We start from the raw sequence: 17594 nt of genomic DNA on the forward strand, positions 1-17594 counted from the left end.
GCCTCATCGTTCCAGGATAAATCATGGATCAAAAACTGACCAATCTGTTCGCCAAATATCAAAATAACTTGGCTTTCGCCTCGCGCCCCCGTATCGCCTCCGTACATGATTTGGGTTTGATGGATGAAACCTTGCTGAATTTGGCGGTCATCAACCAAGACTGCGAAGATGTTTTATTGCTGATTCAAAATGGCGCGGACGTCAACAAACAGGGAGAAATGGGTTTTACGCCTGTCCAAAATGCCTGTTTCAACGGCAATGTGGCAATACTTGAAATACTTTTGGCAAACGGTGCCAACCCGGACATCAAAAATGAATTGGGCAATAAGGCAGCGGATTATGTCACTGACGAGCGGCATGGCAAAAAGAAGGCAAAAGAAATGATGGCATTGTTGAAATACTATAAAAATCATCAATCAAAATGAAACATACGGCTCGAAATCCCAGCCGGCGTTTGTCTGACTCGATTTGTTTTCCCTGACCTTTTTGAATGGACAACATGAATATTTACGACTTCACCTTAAACGATGCGCAAGGCGATCCGGTTTCCCTGAGTGTTTACCGCGGTAAGGTGCTGCTGATTGTCAACACCGCGACGCGCTGCGGATTGACGCCGCAATATACGGCGTTGCAGCAGCTTTATGAACGTTACAACGGGCAAGGTTTGAAGATATTGGATTTTCCGTGCAACCAATTTCGCGGACAGGCGCCGGAGAGCAGTCGGGAAATTGCTTCCGTCTGTCAGACGAAGTTTGGTACTGCATTCAAAATTTTTGACAAAATCGATGTCAACGGCGCATCCGCATCGCCGCTTTATGTTTATTTGAAGGCACAACAGCCGAAGGATAGGGGCGGGCATATGTTGAAAGAAGCGGTGTTGCGGCTGGCGGCATGGGGCAGTAAGCATCAGGCGGGCGATATCCGCTGGAACTTCACCAAATTCCTGATTAATCGGCAAGGCGAAGTGGTGGCACGGTTTGCGCCCAGCGTAACGCCGGAAGAAATAGAAAACGATATCAAGAAGTTGCTGTAAGAGCGCATGCTGTTTCAGACGACCTCGTCTGAAGAAACGTGCCGAAACCTTACGGTTTTTCACATTCGCGCGCCTTGAAAGTAGGGCGCATTATCTTTATGTTAAGGGAAACCGGTTATTCGGGAAGTGTAAAATGTCGGTTTATGATATCTAATAAGATTCAATAAGATAGATTGAAATTGCGGCTAAACGCGCCGACTTGCGCAGCATGAAGCGGGTTCGGAATTTAAAGGAGCAAAGATGCAGTATTTCGGTGTGGGTTTTTTAGTATTATTGTTTTTGGAAATTATGTCCATCGTTTGGGTGGCGGATTGGCTGGGCGGCGGATTCACTTTCCTGCTGATGATAGTCAGCTTTATCGGCGGCACGATGATGCTGCGCCACACGGGGCTGTCCGGCATTTTGCTGGCGGGTGCGGCCATCCGCAGCGGGGACAATATTTCCATGTATCAGATGTTGTGGCTGATACGTTATACCGTCGCCGGGATTTTGCTGCTCAGTCCGGGTTTTGTGTCCACCATTATCGCCTTGCTGCTGCTTTTGCCGATAAAGGGTCGGCCTGCAGCTCAAATGAATACGCAGTCTTTCCGTCAGCAAACCTTTACGCGCCGTGGTGAAGATGACGGCGATATCATCGAAGGCGAATACACGGTGACCCGCGCCGATCCGCAAACCAAACACCAAGACTATATCGAGCACAAACGCGATTAAACGGTGGAAAATCGGCATAGCGGCAGCATTCCGACTGCCCTGTTTTGGAAAGGTCGTCTGAAAAGATTTTCAGACGACCTTTTATCTATATGAAAAAATGACTGAAAATGTCATGCAGTTTCGCCCGAAACAGACAGTCAATGCTATACTTGCCAACTTATTGTCGATGAAAACCGGCTGGAAACAGCCGTTACGGAAACGAGAAATCAAGATGAGCAGAATCCAGCAAACCTTTGCCGCGCTTGACGGCGCAAAAGCCCTGATTCCCTATATCACCGTAGGCGATCCCAATCTCGATACCACGCTTGCGCTGATGCACAGTTTGGTTGAAAACGGCGCCGACATCCTGGAATTGGGCGTTCCCTTTTCCGACCCGATGGCGGACGGTCCGACCATCCAGCGCGCCGCCGAGCGTGCGTTGGCAAACAAAGTTTCCCTCAACGACGTATTGAACATCGTACGCCGCTTCCGCGAAACAAACGGCAACACGCCCGTCGTCCTGATGGGTTATCTGAACCCGATCCATAAAATGGGTTATCAGGCATTTGCCCAAGCGGCATCCGAAGCCGGCGTGGACGGCGTGCTGACCGTCGATTCCCCTGTCGAAACCATCACCCCGCTGCACGACGAACTCAAAGCGCGCGGCATCGACTGCATCTTTCTGATTGCCCCGACCACGACCGAAGAGCGTATCCAAACCATCGCCCGCGTTGCAGGCGGCTTTGTCTATTACGTTTCGCTCAAAGGCGTTACCGGCGCAGCAAGTTTGGATACCGAAGAAGTTTCGCGTAAAATAGAGCTTTTGCGCAAGTATATCGACATCCCGATCGGCGTCGGCTTCGGCATCAGCAACGCCGAAAGCGCGCGCAAAATCGGCGCCGTTGCCGATGCCGTCATCGTCGGCAGCCGCATCGTCAAAGAAATTGAAAATAACGCAGGCCGCGAAGCAGAAGCCGTCGGCGCGTTGGTAAAAGAATTAAAAGACGCAATCCGTTAAGACCTTTTCCGAAAACACACGCAAAGGTCGTCTGAATCCCGAATTCCAAGGAGTCATCCATGAGTTGGTTAGACAAAATCCTACCGCCCAAAATCAAAAACCGCAGCAAAAGCGAAGGCTCGTCCAACGTTCCCGAAGGCCTGTGGCACAAATGCCCTTCCTGCTCGGCAACCATCTACTCGACCGAACTTCAGCAAAACGACCAAGTTTGCCCGAAATGTAACCACCACAACCCCCTTTCCGCGCGCGAACGCCTCAGTTTGCTTTTGGACGAGGAAGGCCGCGAAGAAATCGCCGCCAATATCAAACCGACCGACCCGCTGAAATTCAAAGACAGCAAAAAATACCCCGAACGCTTGGCCGCAGCGCGCAAAGCCACCGGCGAAGATGATGCGTTGGTCGTGATGAAAGGCTTTATGAACGGCCTGCCCGTCGTGATTGCCGCCTTCGAATTCCGCTTTATCGGAGGCTCTATGGGTTCCGTCGTCGGCGAACGCTTCGTTCAAGGCGTGCGCCGCGCCGTAGCCGACAACTGCTCTTTCATCTGCGTTGCCGCATCGGGCGGTGCGCGTATGCAAGAAGGAGTCAACTCATTGATGCAGATGACCAAAACCAGCGCGGCATTGCATCTTCTGACTGAAAAACACCTGCCGTTCATCTCCGTCCTGACCGACCCGACCATGGGCGGCGTATCCGCCAGTTTCGCCTTCCTCGGCGATGTCGTGCTTGCCGAACCCAATGCCCTTATCGGCTTTGCCGGTCCGCGCGTTATCGAACAAACCGTCCGCGAAACCTTGCCCGAAGGCTTCCAACGCGCAGAATTCCTGCTGGAAAAAGGCGCTATCGACCAAATCGTCGACCGCCGCAGCATGAAACAGCGCATCAGCGACCTGATTACCCTGCTGCGCCGCGAAGACAAAGTCAACGCCGCTTAAACCGGGAAGGTTTGAGCTAAACAAAGGTCGTCTGAAAACTGATTTTTCGGTTTTCAGACGACCTTTTTGTAAAGTGTTCCCACTCAGTGGCTGAACGTTGGATAAACGGCAGCAAGTAACAGATATAGTGGATTAACTTTAAACCAGTACGGCGTTGCCTCGCCTTAGCTCAAAGAGAACGATTCTCTAAGGTGCTGAAGCACCAAGTGAATCGGTTCCGTACTATAGTGGATTAAAATAAAAATGAGACAAGGCGGCAACGCCCGCCGTATACGGGTAGTACATAAGGGCGTTGGCAACGCCGTATCGTTGCAATTTTAATCCACTATATCTGTACTGTCTGCGGCTTCGTCGCCTTGTCCTGATTTAAATTTGATCCACTATACAAAGGATTGGGGCAGGTAGCGCAACCAGTTTATTGAAAAGAGCGCGGGATGGCGATGGGGATTAAAGCAGTTGATTCGTTGTTTTTTTGCCATCATCCACACTAAAAAAGGTCGTCTGAAAACATACTTTCAGACGACCTTTTCAAGTTTGGCTTCCGTATCTGTCAATCAATACAATCGGATGCAGCCGCGTCAATCAGTAACGACCCGGAACGGTTCCCATACGCTGTTTCAGCGAGGTTTGCGGCTCATTGAACAGGGATGCGTAGAAGGTCGCGTTGGTCATAACTTTTTTGACGTAGTCGCGGGTTTCGGTGAAAGGGATGGTCTCGGCGTAAATCGCGCCTTCCAGAGGCGTAGAAGCCTGCCAGTTGCGGGCGCGGCCGGGGCCGGCGTTGTAGCCTGCGGTTGCCATCACTTCGTTGTTTTGCAGGCGGCGTTTGGCATCTGCCATGTACCATGTGCCCATGCGGATGTTGCCGTCCATGGTGTAGAGTTCGCTGCTGCTCATGCCGATTTTGCCGGCGATTTCTCGGGCGGTGGCGGGCATAACCTGCATCAGGCCTTGCGCGCCGACGCTGGATTGCGCGCCCATGACGAAGCGGCTTTCTTGGCGGATCAGGCCGTAAACCCAAGCAGGATCGATGCCTGCTTGCGAGGCGTAGCGGACGGTGGTCTCTTTAAACGGAGAGAGGTAGCGCAGGTTGTAGTTGAGTTTGCGCTCGGTCCGGTCGGCGCTGTTGATCGCCATGTCGTAGAACTGGTTTTCAAAGGCAACTTGCGCGGCAGTCAGGAGGTTGTCTTCGTTGAAGTCGCGGGTGGCGAAACGCCATTCTGCCTGCGCCTGACGGCGCATTTTGGCATCGTTGCTGCTTTGGCTGTTTTTAAACAGAACCAGCGCGCGTTTGATGGCGCCGTCGTCTGCCATGCGGCGGACGTCTTTTTTATCGGCGTCGGAAACGTTGTTTTTGGTATTGACGCGGCGGCCGAGCTCTTCACCTGCTAAGACGGCGTAGAAATTGCGTCCGCTTGCGGCGGCTTTTTCATACATTTCTTTAGCACGGCTTTGGTTGCCTTGTGCGGCGTAGCTGCGGCCCAGCCAGTATTGCCAAGTCGGGTCTTTTTGCAGGTTGTCGGGCATTTGTTGGATGATGCCGGACAATTCGTTCCAGCGTTGCAGGCGCAGGGCGGCGCGGGCGTACCATTCAAACTGCTCGTCGGTCAGTTGTTTGCGGTCGGAAACGCGGTTGTAGTAGCTCAACGCGGTTTGCATGTTTTGATTTTGCGCTTGGTAGAGTCCCAATACGCCCCATGCGAAGCTGCTTTGTTCGCGGCTTAAGCCGGATTCCATGCCGGACAGCGTGGAGGCTGCGGAGGAGGATTTGCGCGCGTCTTTGCCGATGACGTTCAAAAGGCTGTATTCGCGCGCACCTTGCGAGCCGCCCTCAAACGGGCTGCCTAAGGCGGCTGCCAAGCTGCGTGCGTCGCTGGTTTGGCTGTTGCTCAACAATCCGCGTACGCGGCGCCATGCGTCGTTGTTGTTCAGACGACCTGCCGATGCCGCGCTTTCGACCAAGCGGGTACAGCCTGCGGGCAGCTTGTTCGTAACGCGCACAAGCTCTGCCGCCATGTTGTAGCTGCCGCTGCTCAGTTCGGCATAACATTGCACTTCTTGCACCCGACCTGCCGCATTCAGCTTTTTGTTTTCTTGGCGGAACACATCCCATTGTCCGCGCGCGCCGAGGCTTTTGAGCCATTCGTTGCGGACGGTTTCAGCCATCGCGCTGTCGCCCGCCTGCGCCAAGAATTGTTGCACCCACATATCGTCGCCGCGTTTGGCAGCGTCCAGCGCGCCTTGATATTGACCGTAATCGGACAATACTTTGGATTCGCCTTCGGCGCGGCGGGCGGGGATGGAGGCGGGTTCGGTCAGAGAAGAGGCAGGCTCTTTGGATGAGGTGTCGTTTTCAGAGACGCACGCCGACAAGACGGCTGCGGCAATCAGGCTGAGCGAGAGGGAAAATATGCGTTGTGCGTTCATTACTTGCCGTATCTTTATTAGAATCAATTAGAACCGTATTTTAAACGATTTGGCGGCATTATCCGAATCTGAAACCGATATTTACATTAACCGCGTAATCAGGGACAACAAAAAGGTCGTCTGAAAAGCGGAATGGCTGTTTCAGACGACCTTTGAGGCATGGGCAAAGTTTACATGCAGCCTTCGTTTTGCAGCAGGGTAAACAGGGGAACGCCGTTTTCGCGGATTTTGCTGCCGCCGATCAAGTCCGTAAATTCCAAAATCGCCGCCGCTTCAACGACTTCGCCGCCGAGTTTTCGGATTAATTCCACGCCTGCGAGCATGGTGCCGCCGGTTGCGACCAGGTCATCGACCAGCAGCACGCGCGCGCCGGGTTTGACCGCGTCTTTGTGGATTTCGACCGTCGCTTCGCCGTATTCCAGCGCGTAGCTTTGCGAAATCGTATCAAAAGGCAGCTTGCCCTTTTTGCGGATGGGGACGAAGCCGACGTTCAACTGATACGCCAACGCCGCGCCGATGATGAAGCCGCGTGCGTCCAAGCCAGCCACGACATCGATTTTCTGACCCATATAGCGATAGACCAGCAAATCCACTAAAAGGCGGAAATATTCCGCGCTTTGAAGTACCGGTGTAATGTCGTGAAATAAAATGCCTTTTTGCGGCCAGTTTTCGATTTTGCGGATTTTGTCCGCCAATGCGGCGACGCCCATCGCCTCAGGATGAACCAACATTTTGCGTGTTCCCAAATGAAAAGTTTTTAACGCGATATTGTAGCCGTCAGACCATCGGTTGCCAAATCCATCGGGGCGGTTTAACCATTCCCCGAAGCATTCATGACATGGCGTACGACACGGTATAGTGGATTAACTTTAAATCAGGACAAGGCGACGAAGCCGCAGACAGTACAGATAGTACGGAACCGATTCACTTGGTGCTTCAGCACCTTAGAGAATCGTTCTCTTTGAGCCAAGGCGAGGTAACGCCGTACTGGTTTAAAGTTAATCCACTATAATGCGGCTCAATCATCTTTAAGATTAATAAAGGTCGTCTGAAACGCCGGAAGATGGGTTTCAGACGACCTTTTGTGTTTCATAACGTGAATATGGATTTATTGATGCGCGGCGAGGAATTGTTCCAATTCTTCTTTGAAAGGCATTCCGTTTTGCGCGCCGTCTTGGGTAATGGAAAGCGCGGCGGCGGCACATGCCTTACGGACGGCAGTTTCGATGCCTTGATTCCAGAAGACGGACAACGCGCCGTTGAATGCGTCGCTGGTGCCGGTAGTGTCGGCAGTGTCCACTTTAAAGCTGGAAACATAACGCAAACCGTCTTTTCCGTCTTTATAGACTGCGCCTTTGTCGCCCATGGTCATCAGGACGGGGCAGGGGGCTTTTAGAATCAGCTCTTCGGGATTCAAATCTTGCGACAGGCCGAGGCAGTCGGCAAGTTCGTAGCGGTTGGGGGTCAGAAGAGTGACCAATTCCCATAATTCCGAAGGCAGGAATTGTGCGGGAGCCGGGTTGAGGATAAAGGGCTTGCCGTATTTCTTCGCCAATTTTGCGGCGGTGATGACGCAGTCCATCGGAATTTCGAGCTGGCTCAAAACCACATCGGCGGAGGCGATTTGCTGCTCGGCGTTTTCGATGTCGGCAACCGTCAGCCCCATGTTGGCTCCGGCGATAACGATAATGGCGTTTTCATCGTCGGCAACGGTAATGTTTGCCATGCCGCTGGGCAGGCCGGTGAGGGTTTGGATGTGTTCGGTAAAGATGCCTTCGCGGCAGAGGTTGGTGGTCATTTCATAGCCGAAATCGTCATCGCCGACCGCGCCGACTATACAGACGTCTGCCCCCAAACGCGCTGCTGCAATCGCTTGGTTTGCGCCCTTGCCGCCCATGAAGCGGTGAAATGAATTGCCCAGCAATGTTTCACCCGCTCTGGGAAATTTTGAAGCGCGGGTGACTAAATCCATATTGATACTGCCGATAACGACGATTTTAGCTTGGAGCATCCTTGATATCCCTTTTATAAAATGCACTAGACTGTTGAACAGCCTTATTTTTGTCTGCAGTTGTGCAATGTATGACTAGCCCAAATAAATAGTCTGAAATTGTACCTGCTAATATTATAAATGCAAAATTAATTGTCAATTTCATATTACTTTGGATTAATTTTGTTGCGATAAAATCAACATATCATAGAATTTAAGGCGGAAATGGCGACGTTTGGGGATGAATTGTTTTTATTTTAACAACCTGTGTTGCAACGCGGGCAGCCTGGTGCGCACGCTTTGCAGCCTCGCAGCGTCCAAATCGGCGATGACGATGCCTTCGCCTTCGGGCAATACGTCCAAAATTTCGCCCCACGGATCGATAATCATGCTATGACCGAACGTGCGCCTGCCGCTTTCGTGCTCGCCGCCTTGCGCCGAAGCGATGACGTAGCATTGGTTTTCCACTGCGCGGGCGCGCAGCAACAATTCCCAATGCGCTTTGCCTGTCGTGTAAGTGAAGGCGGCGGGCAGCAGCAAAACGTCAAACGGCTGCTGGGCGCGGAAAAACTCGGGAAAGCGCAAGTCGTAGCACACGCCCGCGGCAAGCGGGACGCCGTCGGCAGCCAATTTCGGCACATCGCCGCCTGCGCTGATGGTGTCCGCTTCGGCATAGCGTTCGCCCAAACCTGAAAAACCGAACAGGTGCATTTTGTGATATAGCCCGATTTGCGTGCCGTCGCGGTCGTACACCAACATCGTGTTCATCACTTTGCCCGCTTCGGGGCTTCGCAGCGGAATCGTGCCGCCAAAAAGCACCACGCCGCATTCCGCTGCCGTTTCGCTCAAGGTCGTCTGAAAACGAGCGTAGCGAGTTTCGCTAAAATTGCCGCCGACTAAAGGTTCGGCGAAAGCCAGTTTGTCGGTATCCTTACGCCCCATCAGCGGCCAATATTCGGGCAGCAGCACCCAGTCCGCGCCTTGCTTTGCGGCTTTGCGCACGAGGCGTTTCATGGTGTTAATGTTGGCATCGGGGTCGGTGGACGAAATCATTTGCACGGCGGCGGCGCGGATGTTTTGCATGGCGGTTTTCCTGTTAGGTCGTCTGAAAAGGGCAAGGGATGGTTAGTTTTATAACGAAATCGTTCCAAAAAAACAATCAATAAGGGAAATGGCATTTCAGACGACCTTTTATTTTTCTGAGCCGTTTCATGATGATTCAAACAGCAGATTTAGTATTACTTTTTATGTAAATATTATTTTTTATTTTTTGTTGATTTTAAAAAAGAATTTTATTGAGTGCATCTTAATCGATAAAATGTGAATGTTTTCAAAACTTAACGTCTGTATGTAAGTTGTTGATTTATGGTTTGGTTATTTTATAAATGGGCTGATTTCTTGAAAATTTGTATTACTACGGTTTGCTAAGTAAGAAGTTATCAGATAAGGTGTACTACAAGCGGTTACATCCGTGAGTATGAAATTAATCAACAATATAGTTGATTAAGTAATTAAAACTGTTAAATCCCACAAAAACGGACAGGTTATCCTCAACCGTTTGCACATCAAACCGTTTGCACACCAAACAGAAAGGAAAAAACCATGCTTCATTATGCAGTTGTTTTCTTTGTCATCGCCATTATTGCAGCCGTACTGGGCTTTGGTGGTATTGCAGGCAGCGCGGCAGGTATCGCTAAAATCCTGTTTGTCGGTTTCCTGATTTTGTCAGTGTTATCCCTGATTTTTGGCAAGAAAAAATAAAACTGACAAACAGATTAGGTTGCAAACATGCTACCTTCTGAATGAACGTTTTTTAAAACAAAGGCCGTCTGGAATTTTCAGACGACCTTTCTTCATATTAAACCTTAATCTTCATACGCTTCCGTCGGCGGGCAGGTGCAGACCAGATTCCGGTCGCCGTACACGTCGTCCACGCGGTTGACGCTCGGCCAGAATTTGTTTTCACGCACGAAGGGCAGCGGGAAGACGGCTTCTTCGCGGGAGTACGGATGCGCCCATTCGCCGGTTACGTCGGCGGCGGTGTGCGGGGCGTTGACCAGCGGGTTGTCGTCTTTCGGCCATTCGCCGCGTTCGACTTTCAACACTTCCTGTTTGATTTGTTTCAGGGCGGCGATGAAGCGGTCGAGTTCGGCTTTGCTCTCGCTCTCGGTCGGCTCGATCATCAGCGTGCCGGCAACGGGGAAGGAGACGGTCGGGGCGTGGAAGCCGTAGTCCATCAGGCGTTTGGCGATGTCGGTTTCGGTGATGCCGCTTTCGGCTTTGAGCGGACGCAAATCGACGATGCATTCATGTGCGACGCGGCCGTTTTTGCCTGTGTAGAGAACGGGATAGTCTTCGCCCAGGCGTTTGGCGACGTAGTTGGCGTTGAGCAATGCCCAGCGCGTTGCCTGCTCCATGCCTTGTTTGCCCATCATGGTCAGGTACATCCAGGTAATCGGCAGGATGGACGCGGAGCCGAAGGCGGCGGCGGCAACGGCGGTTTGCCCGGCACTTGCGCTGTGCGTGTCGGTCAAGGTATGGCCTGGGGCAAACGGGGCGAGGTGGGCTTTCAGACCGATGGGGCCCATGCCCGGGCCGCCGCCGCCGTGGGGGATGCAGAAGGTTTTGTGCAGGTTCATGTGCAATACGTCCGCGCCGACTTCGGCGGGCTGCATGATGCCGATTTGGGCGTTGAGGTTGGCGCCGTCCATGTAAACTTGTCCGCCGTTTTCATGGATGATGCGGCAGATGTCGCGGATGCCTTCTTCGTACACGCCGTGAGTGGACGGGTAGGTAATCATGATGGCGGACAAGGCGTCGCGGTGTTGCTCGGCTTTGGCTTTCAAGTCGTCGATGTTGACGTTGCCGTGTTCGTCGGTATCGACGACGACGACTTTCAAACCGAGCATGGCGGCGGTGGCGGGGTTGGTGCCGTGGGCGGATTTGGGAATCAGGCAGATGTTGCGCTGCGCTTCGCCTTGCGCTTCCTGATAGCGGCGGATGGCGAGCATACCGCTGTATTCGCCCTGCGCGCCGGAGTTGGGCTGGAAGGAAATCGCGTCAAAGCCGGTGATGGCTTTCAGGCTGTTTTCCATGTCGGTCAGGAGTTCGCGGTAGCCGGCGGTTTGGGTTTCGGGGGCGTAGGGGTGGATGTCGGAGAACTCCGTCCAGGTAATCGGCAGCATTTCGGCGGTGGCGTTGAGCTTCATGGTGCAGCTGCCCAGCGAAATCATGCTGCGGTTCATCGCCAAATCGCGGTCTTCGAGTTTTTTCAGGTAGCGCAGCATTTCGTGTTCGGTGTGGTAACGGTTGAACACGGGATGTTGCAAGATATTGTCTTGGCGCAGGAATTCGGTTTTCAGACGGCCTTTGACGTCGTCTGAAAGCGTGAAGGTGTTGTTGCCGGTGAAGGCGTAGTACAACACGGCAAGGTCTTCGCGCACGGATGTTTCGTGGAAGGCGGCGGCGATTTGCGTGTCGCTGACGCGGCGCAGGTTGTAGCCCAGTTCCAAAGCGGTTTGGAACGCTTTGTCCGCTTTTTCTTTGCCGCCGAAATCGACGGTAACGGTATCGAAGAAGACTTCGTGAACCACTTTGAGGCCGTCTGAAACCAGCGCATCGGCAAAGACGGAAGCCAGCGCGTGAATGCGGTTGGCGATGCGTTTCACGCCTTCGGGGCCGTGATAGACGGCATACATGCCCGCCAAGTTTGCCAGCAATGCCTGCGCGGTACAAATATTGGATGTCGCTTTTTCGCGGCGGATGTGTTGCTCGCGGGTGGACAACGCCATGCGCAAGGCAGGTTTGCCCGATGCGTCTTTGGATACGCCGATGATGCGGCCGGGGGCGGAGCGTTTGAACTCGTCTTTAAAGGCGAAATAAGCAGCGTGCGGCCCGCCGAAGCCCATCGGTACGCCGAAGCGTTGCGTGTTGCCCAACGCAATATCCGCACCCAACTCGGCGGGCGATTTCAGCAAGACCAAGCTCATGATGTCGGCGGCAACGGCAACAATCGTGCCTTTGGTTTTCAGACGACCTATGACGCTTTGCAAGTCTTGCACATCGCCGTCTTTGCCGACGTATTGGAACAGCGCGCCGAAGTATTCGCCTTCATCCGCTTTGGCAAAATCACCGACCACCAGCTCGAAGCCGAAATATTTGGCGCGGGTTTTCATCACGTCCAAAGTCTGCGGATAGACGCGCTCGTCCACGAAGAAACGCTCGGATTTCACTTTGCCCACGCGGTGCGCCATCGCCATCGCTTCGGCGGCGGCGGTCGCTTCGTCCAACAAAGACGCGCCCGCCACGGGGAAACCGGTCAAATCAATACACACCTGCTGGAAGTTCAACAAGGCTTCCAAACGCCCCTGCGCGATTTCCGCCTGATACGGCGTATAGGCGGTGTACCAGCCCGGATTTTCCAACACGTTGCGCAAAATCACGTTCGGCACGCGGGTCGGGTAATAGCCCAAGCCGATATAGGATTTGTTGATCACGTTTTTCGCCGCAATGGCTTTCAGCTTCGCCAAAGCATCCGCCTCGGTCAGGGCTTCGGGCAGGTCGAGTTCGGACGGCATACGGATGCTTTGCGGCACGGTGTTGCCGACAAAATCGTCCATGTTCTTCTCGCCGAGCGCTTCCAAAAGCGCAGCCTCGTCGCCGAAACTCAAATGACGCGCGGTAAATTCGTTGGGGTTGAACAGTTCGGATAGTTTCATTTCTACTCCTTTTTTGTTGTAGGAATCTGCCGCGAAGGCAGGTATTTGGGTTTTCAGACGACCTTGCAGTTGCGGGCGGATAATCGGGTTTTGTGTCTGCTTGCTATTTCCGTCAGGCAGGAAGCTACTTCCAGTCCTGCACCCGCTTCAAGTCTTTCTGCGCCAGCGTGTCGGCGTGTTCATTGCGGCTTTGGTATGCCCTGTTTTGCAAGATGCTGTTGGCGACGTAGTTTAAGTGTATTTTGGCGGCTTCGGCGGCATCGGCGGGGCGGCGTTCCAAGATGGCTTCGTAGATGGCGCGGTGTTGCGCGATCAGCTTGGGGCGGGGGTCTTCGGTTTGGTTGGAATAGATGATGCTGCTGCGCGTCTGGCGGTAGAGCATTTTGAGCAGGCCGCCGGAGAGGTGGCTGAAGAGGATGTTGTGTGCGGCATCGGCGATGGTTTGGTGAAAGCTTACGTCGGCTTCGCTTTGATGTTCCAGATGGCCGCTTTCGCAGGCGGATTCGAATTTTTGCCGCCAAAAATTAATCCGTTTCAAATCGGCATCGGTGCGCCGCTCGGCCGCCAGCGATGCCATGCAGCCTTCGATATGGCAGCTGAAATCGAAAACGTCGGTTTCCCAGTTGGTATGTTTGCCGAGCAATTCCTGCCAGCTTTGGAGGAAATCTTGTTGCGGTTTGACGGAAACGTAATAGCCGTCGCCCTGACGCGCTTCCAAAACCTGCCGCGCAATCAGGATGTTCAGCGCGACCCTGACCGAAGGGCGCGATACGCCGAATTCTTCCGCGAGCGTGCGTTCGGGCGGGATTTTGCCGCCTTCTTCGTAAACGCCCGTCGCAATCCTCTCTTCTAATATCGACAATATTTGGTCGCTGATTTTTTGTGGCCGAACCAGTTTTGTCATTGTAATTCCCTCTTTTCCCTCATATTTTCTCTATGAAGAAGACTCAAATCCGATAATGTGATGCGGCAGGTCGTCTGAAATGGCAACCTGCGTCAAAATTGGCATGACCAATGTCGCCGTATTCTAATTACCGCCCCGTATCCCGTCAATATGGCTTGTCCTACCCGTATGTGTTTTAAAACTACATCAGGCTACATTTTTACACTTCGTATAATGATTTGTTTTATTTAAAATTAAACAACGATTTTGCGCCGACGCAGTAAGGTCGTCTGAAAAAATAATTGACCGCCATATTAAAGTTTCGTAAAGTGTCCTCCGTTCTCAAAATTGGTTTTACCAATTTAAGAAAATATATTAGAAAAATATTCGGAGATTTTTCCCTATGGAAACTTGGATTCAAAACTATACCGCAGTGGGCGGCAGCCTGTATTTGACGGCAGCCGTCGCCCTCCTGCCCATTATCTTTTTCTTTGTCGCACTGACCATCCTGAAGCTCAAGGGTTATCAGGCGGGGCTTTATACGCTGCTGATTGCGCTTGGCGTTGCCATATTAGGCTTCGGAATGCCTGCGGGCATGGCGGTTTCTTCCGCACTGTACGGCTTTGCTTACGGTTTGTGGCCGATTGCATGGATTATCGTTACTGCCGTGTTCCTGTATAAAATTACCGTGAAAACAGGGCAGTTCGACATCATCCGCGCTTCTGTGATTTCGATTACCGAAGACCAACGCCTGCAAATGTTGCTGGTCGGCTTCTCCTTCGGCGCCTTCCTCGAAGGCGCGGCAGGCTTCGGCGCGCCGGTGGCGATTACTGCCTCTTTGTTGGTGGGCTTGGGCTTTAATCCGCTCTACGCCGCCGGTTTGTGTTTGATTGCCAACACCGCGCCCGTGGCTTTCGGTGCGATGGGTATTCCAATCTTGGTTGCCGGTCAAGTGTCCAACCTCGACCCTTACCATATCGGTCAGGTCGCCGGCCGCCAACTGCCGATCCTGTCGATTATCGTTCCTTTCTGGTTGGTTGCCATGATGGACGGTATGCGCGGCATACGCCAAACTTGGCCTGCCGTATTGGTGGCGGGCGTGTCTTTCGCCACTACTCAGTTCATTACCGCCAACTTCATCGGCCCGGAATTACCCGACGTGACCTCCGCATTGGTCAGCCTGGTCTGCCTGTCTGCCTTCCTGAAAAAATGGCAGCCTAAAGAAATCTTCACCTTTAACGGCATGAAAAAACCGGCCGAGCGTAAAGCGGGCGAATACACTGCCGGACAAATCATCAAAGCCTGGTCGCCTTTCGCCATCCTGACCGTTTTCGTCAGCGTGTGGACGATTAAGGGCGTGAAAGAGGCTTTGGGCGTTGCCACCATCAAATTCGACTGGCCGATGCTGCACAACTTGGTACAAAAAGCCGCACCCATCGTCAGCGAACCGACACCATACGCCGCCGTATTCAAAATCGACCTCCTCGGCGCAGTCGGTACGGCAATCCTGTTTGCTTCCATCGTTTCCGCCGCCTTGCTGAAAATGAAACCTTCCGAAGCCGTCAGCACTTTCTTTGAAACGCTCAAAGAACTGCGCCTGTCCATCCTGTCCATCGGCTTGGTACTTGGCTTCGCATTCGTGGCAAACTATTCAGGCCTGTCGTCCACATTGGCACTCGTCCTCGCCGCTACCGGTACCGTATTCCCGTTCTTCTCGCCGTTCCTCGGCTGGCTGGGCGTATTCCTGACCGGTTCGGACACTTCCGCCAACGCGCTCTTCGGTTCGCTGCAAGCCAGCACTGCGCATCAAATCAACGTCGTACCCGAACTGACCGTCGCGGCCAATACCACCGGCGGCGTGACCGGCAAAATGATTTCGCCGCAATCCATCGCCATCGCCTGCGCGGCAGTCGGTCTGGAAGGCAAAGAATCCAACCTGTTCCGCTTCACCGTGAAACACAGCTTGATTTTCTGTACCTTCGTCGGCCTGCTGACTCTGCTGCAAGCTTATGTCTTGCCGTGGACGCTGGTTTTCTTCAATAAATAAGCCAATCGGCTCGAAATAAAAAAGGTCGTCTGAAATCCAATTTGGGTTTCAGACGACCTTTTTGTCGTTGTGGGCGTGATCAGGTTTACCGTCATTTCCGTTTCGTGTAAACAGTAGGGGAATGCGTGAATCGAAGATGGTTTAAGTTGGGTTGGGTTTCAAACAAGAACGACGGCGGATAAAAAGGTCGTCTGAAAACGGCAAGGGCTTGCCTCGTTTTCAGACGACCTTTTATCTGTGTGGCGAAACAGTAGAACAATTAGCTTTCGGATGTTTCCTGTTTCAAATCGACCAATCGCGTTCCAGCCAAGAAATCGTATAAAAACTGCCGATCCGGATTCAGCAGGGCGAAGCCCCACGGCAGGATGAGCCAGATAAGGGCGGCGCCGAAGGCGGGCATGGGTGGGATGGCGAGCAGGTGGCGCAAAACCGCGTAAGCGAGCAGGGGGATGAAAACGACGAAGATACACGCCCAAATAAAGCGGATGCGCAGTTGCGACAATGGCGGCAGCGTGCCGTTGCGGCCGTACAGCCCGATTTTCCAAGTCTGCATGGCGAGGGTACGGCCGGTTTTCGTCCAGTTGGTTTTGAAGTAGAGCCACCAGCTGCCTACGAAGATAACGCAGGTAACCAAGCTGGAAAGGAGCTGGGAGACGGGGTTGAGGAAAATCGCGGCGATGCCGGCAAGGAGGGCGGCGATGGCGGTTACGGCGCCGGTCAGCAGCAATTCGTACATCAGGGCGGCAAGGCGGCGTTTGACGGGGGCGGGGGGAAGGGCGGTCATGGCGGTCTGCTCGGTAAAAAGGTCGTCTGAAAAACGGAATGCTTGGTTCGGGCGAAACCGCCGCATCCGTTTTCAGACGACCTTTGTGTGGGAGGAATCAGCGGTGGGGACGTTTTTGTCCGCGCGCCTGCTGGGCTGCCATTTGGTTCATTTCCTGACGGGTCGGGCGTTTTTTGAACATGGCGTGCGCTTCGTCGGCTGAACATTTTTGCGACAGACAGACCAACGTTATCGCGTCTTTTTGGTGTTGGCCGCCGCTGTGGTACATACGGCGCAGGTTGGCTTCGTTGATGCGGCCTTTTTCGGGGTCGATGTCGAATTTTTTCAGACGTTCGAGAAACTGGCGCTGCTGGCGGCGCGAAGTCCAGACAAAGCCGCCGGCGGCTGCGGCGACGATGATGACGGCGAGCAGGATGGCGAGCGGCCACGAATCGACGATTAAGACGATGAGCAGGCTTAAAACGGCGGTGGTCAGCACGAGCAGGCCGCCGATGCGGAGTTTGGTTTGGTTGTCCATGAAGTTGCAGTTCCTTGTAAGGGTGGGAGGTCGTCTGAAAAGGGTTTGCAGCAGATAGGCAGGATTTCAGACGACCTCAAATATCATAACTTTATGTTTAACGGTATTTTACAGTATTTTTGCCGTTTGGGTGCGTACAGAAGCGATGCGGCATACAAACTTCCACGCTTTTTGAACAGGCGCGTCCTTGCCGCGAAAAGCGCCTATCCATGCCCGATGAAATTACACCGCCAACCCCGTCACCAACTGCTTGAATTCCGTCCACGCGTCGCCGTCTTCCGCGCCTTTGATGATGCGGTCGATTTTGGCGCAGGTTTTGAGCGCTTCGATCAGGCGGACGGCGGGAATGCGTTTGACGGCAATCGGCGCGAGGGTTTGTTTGTCGCCCCACAGTCGCAGGCTGTTGCGGACGGATTGTACGCTTTGTCCTTGTTTGAGCGCGGCGGTCAGGCGGATGAGGGTGCGGATGTCTTCGGCAACCGCCCACAGCAGCAAGACGGGTTCTTCGCCTTCTTCTTCGAGTCCGTCCAAAAGGCGGGCGACGCGCAGGGC

At 53.2% G+C, this 17594-nt stretch carries 15 protein-coding genes and 1 pseudogene; 7 read left to right on the forward strand and 9 right to left on the reverse strand.

The features are described from left to right. The first annotated feature begins 23 nt into the window (after window positions 1–23). The 5 genes from HMPREF1028_RS01760 (at window position 24) to accD (ending at window position 3676) form a co-directional block, all read left to right on the forward strand. Window positions 24–425 (forward strand): ankyrin repeat domain-containing protein, encoded by a 402-nt coding sequence (locus HMPREF1028_RS01760; RefSeq protein ID WP_009311087.1) that lies wholly within the window; start codon window positions 24–26, stop codon window positions 423–425. Window positions 426–499: 74 nt separating this feature from the next. Next, window positions 500–1033, forward strand: a complete 534-nt coding sequence (locus HMPREF1028_RS01765; protein WP_009311088.1) for a glutathione peroxidase — start codon at window positions 500–502, stop codon at window positions 1031–1033. A gap of 240 nt (window positions 1034–1273) precedes the next feature. After that, window positions 1274–1744, forward strand: coding sequence for an FxsA family protein (locus HMPREF1028_RS01770; protein ID WP_009311089.1), 471 nt, complete (start codon window positions 1274–1276; stop codon window positions 1742–1744). 211 nt (window positions 1745–1955) lie between these two features. Continuing rightward, window positions 1956–2741 carry a tryptophan synthase subunit alpha gene (trpA, locus tag HMPREF1028_RS01775; protein WP_036528880.1) on the forward strand — a complete coding sequence of 262 codons (786 nt, stop codon included), beginning with the start codon at window positions 1956–1958 and terminating at the stop codon, window positions 2739–2741. Between the two features lie 59 nt (window positions 2742–2800). Further along, on the forward strand, window positions 2801–3676 hold the full coding sequence (gene accD / locus HMPREF1028_RS01780) for an acetyl-CoA carboxylase, carboxyltransferase subunit beta (protein ID WP_009311091.1): 876 nt from the start codon (window positions 2801–2803) through the stop codon (window positions 3674–3676). A gap of 582 nt (window positions 3677–4258) precedes the next feature. On the opposite strand, the gene HMPREF1028_RS01785 is transcribed toward accD, so the two are convergent. The 4 genes from HMPREF1028_RS01785 to HMPREF1028_RS01800 all read right to left on the reverse strand — a co-directional run bounded on the left by HMPREF1028_RS01785 (window position 4259) and on the right by HMPREF1028_RS01800 (window position 9176). After that, entirely contained in the window at window positions 4259–6103 is a 1845-nt protein-coding gene (locus tag HMPREF1028_RS01785) for a lytic transglycosylase domain-containing protein (protein ID WP_009311092.1), read from the reverse strand. Window positions 6104–6273: 170 nt separating this feature from the next. Next, complete coding sequence (locus HMPREF1028_RS01790) at window positions 6274–6834, reverse strand: adenine phosphoribosyltransferase (protein WP_009311093.1); 561 nt, start codon at window positions 6832–6834, stop codon at window positions 6274–6276. Window positions 6835–7211: 377 nt separating this feature from the next. Next, window positions 7212–8114 carry a ribokinase gene (gene rbsK / locus HMPREF1028_RS01795; protein ID WP_009311094.1) on the reverse strand — a complete coding sequence of 301 codons (903 nt, stop codon included), beginning with the start codon at window positions 8112–8114 and terminating at the stop codon, window positions 7212–7214. Window positions 8115–8345: 231 nt separating this feature from the next. Beyond that, window positions 8346–9176 (reverse strand): carbon-nitrogen hydrolase family protein, encoded by an 831-nt coding sequence (locus HMPREF1028_RS01800; protein WP_009311095.1) that lies wholly within the window; start codon window positions 9174–9176, stop codon window positions 8346–8348. 519 nt (window positions 9177–9695) lie between these two features. Here HMPREF1028_RS01800 and HMPREF1028_RS13150 point away from each other — a divergent pair. Continuing rightward, window positions 9696–9854, forward strand: coding sequence for a DUF1328 domain-containing protein (locus HMPREF1028_RS13150; RefSeq protein WP_003744611.1), 159 nt, complete (start codon window positions 9696–9698; stop codon window positions 9852–9854). Between the two features lie 104 nt (window positions 9855–9958). Here the strand turns inward: HMPREF1028_RS13150 and gcvP are convergent, their stop codons facing one another. Beyond that, a complete protein-coding gene (gene gcvP / locus HMPREF1028_RS01810) occupies window positions 9959–12811 on the reverse strand; it encodes an aminomethyl-transferring glycine dehydrogenase (RefSeq protein WP_009311096.1) in 2853 nt (950 codons plus the stop codon). Window positions 12812–12935: 124 nt separating this feature from the next. Then, a complete protein-coding gene (locus HMPREF1028_RS01815; RefSeq protein ID WP_009311097.1) occupies window positions 12936–13715 on the reverse strand; it encodes a FadR/GntR family transcriptional regulator in 780 nt (259 codons plus the stop codon). A gap of 382 nt (window positions 13716–14097) precedes the next feature. On the opposite strand from HMPREF1028_RS01815, the gene HMPREF1028_RS01820 reads away from it, so the two are divergent. Next, a complete protein-coding gene (locus tag HMPREF1028_RS01820; RefSeq protein WP_009311098.1) occupies window positions 14098–15741 on the forward strand; it encodes a lactate permease LctP family transporter in 1644 nt (547 codons plus the stop codon). A 259-nt stretch (window positions 15742–16000) separates the two neighbouring features. On the opposite strand, the gene HMPREF1028_RS01825 is transcribed toward HMPREF1028_RS01820, so the two are convergent. The 3 genes and pseudogenes from HMPREF1028_RS01825 to HMPREF1028_RS01835 form a co-directional block, all read right to left on the reverse strand. After that, window positions 16001–16525, reverse strand: a complete 525-nt coding sequence (locus HMPREF1028_RS01825) for an RDD family protein (RefSeq protein ID WP_009311099.1) — start codon at window positions 16523–16525, stop codon at window positions 16001–16003. 97 nt (window positions 16526–16622) lie between these two features. Continuing rightward, a complete protein-coding gene (locus HMPREF1028_RS01830; protein ID WP_009311100.1) occupies window positions 16623–17042 on the reverse strand; it encodes a hypothetical protein in 420 nt (139 codons plus the stop codon). A gap of 222 nt (window positions 17043–17264) precedes the next feature. Next, window positions 17265–17594, reverse strand: a pseudogene (locus tag HMPREF1028_RS01835) (DNA polymerase III subunit delta); the annotation flags it as partial.

This window comes from Neisseria sp. GT4A_CT1 (assembly GCF_000227275.1).
In the GTDB taxonomy this organism is placed as follows: Bacteria; Pseudomonadota; Gammaproteobacteria; order Burkholderiales; family Neisseriaceae; genus Neisseria.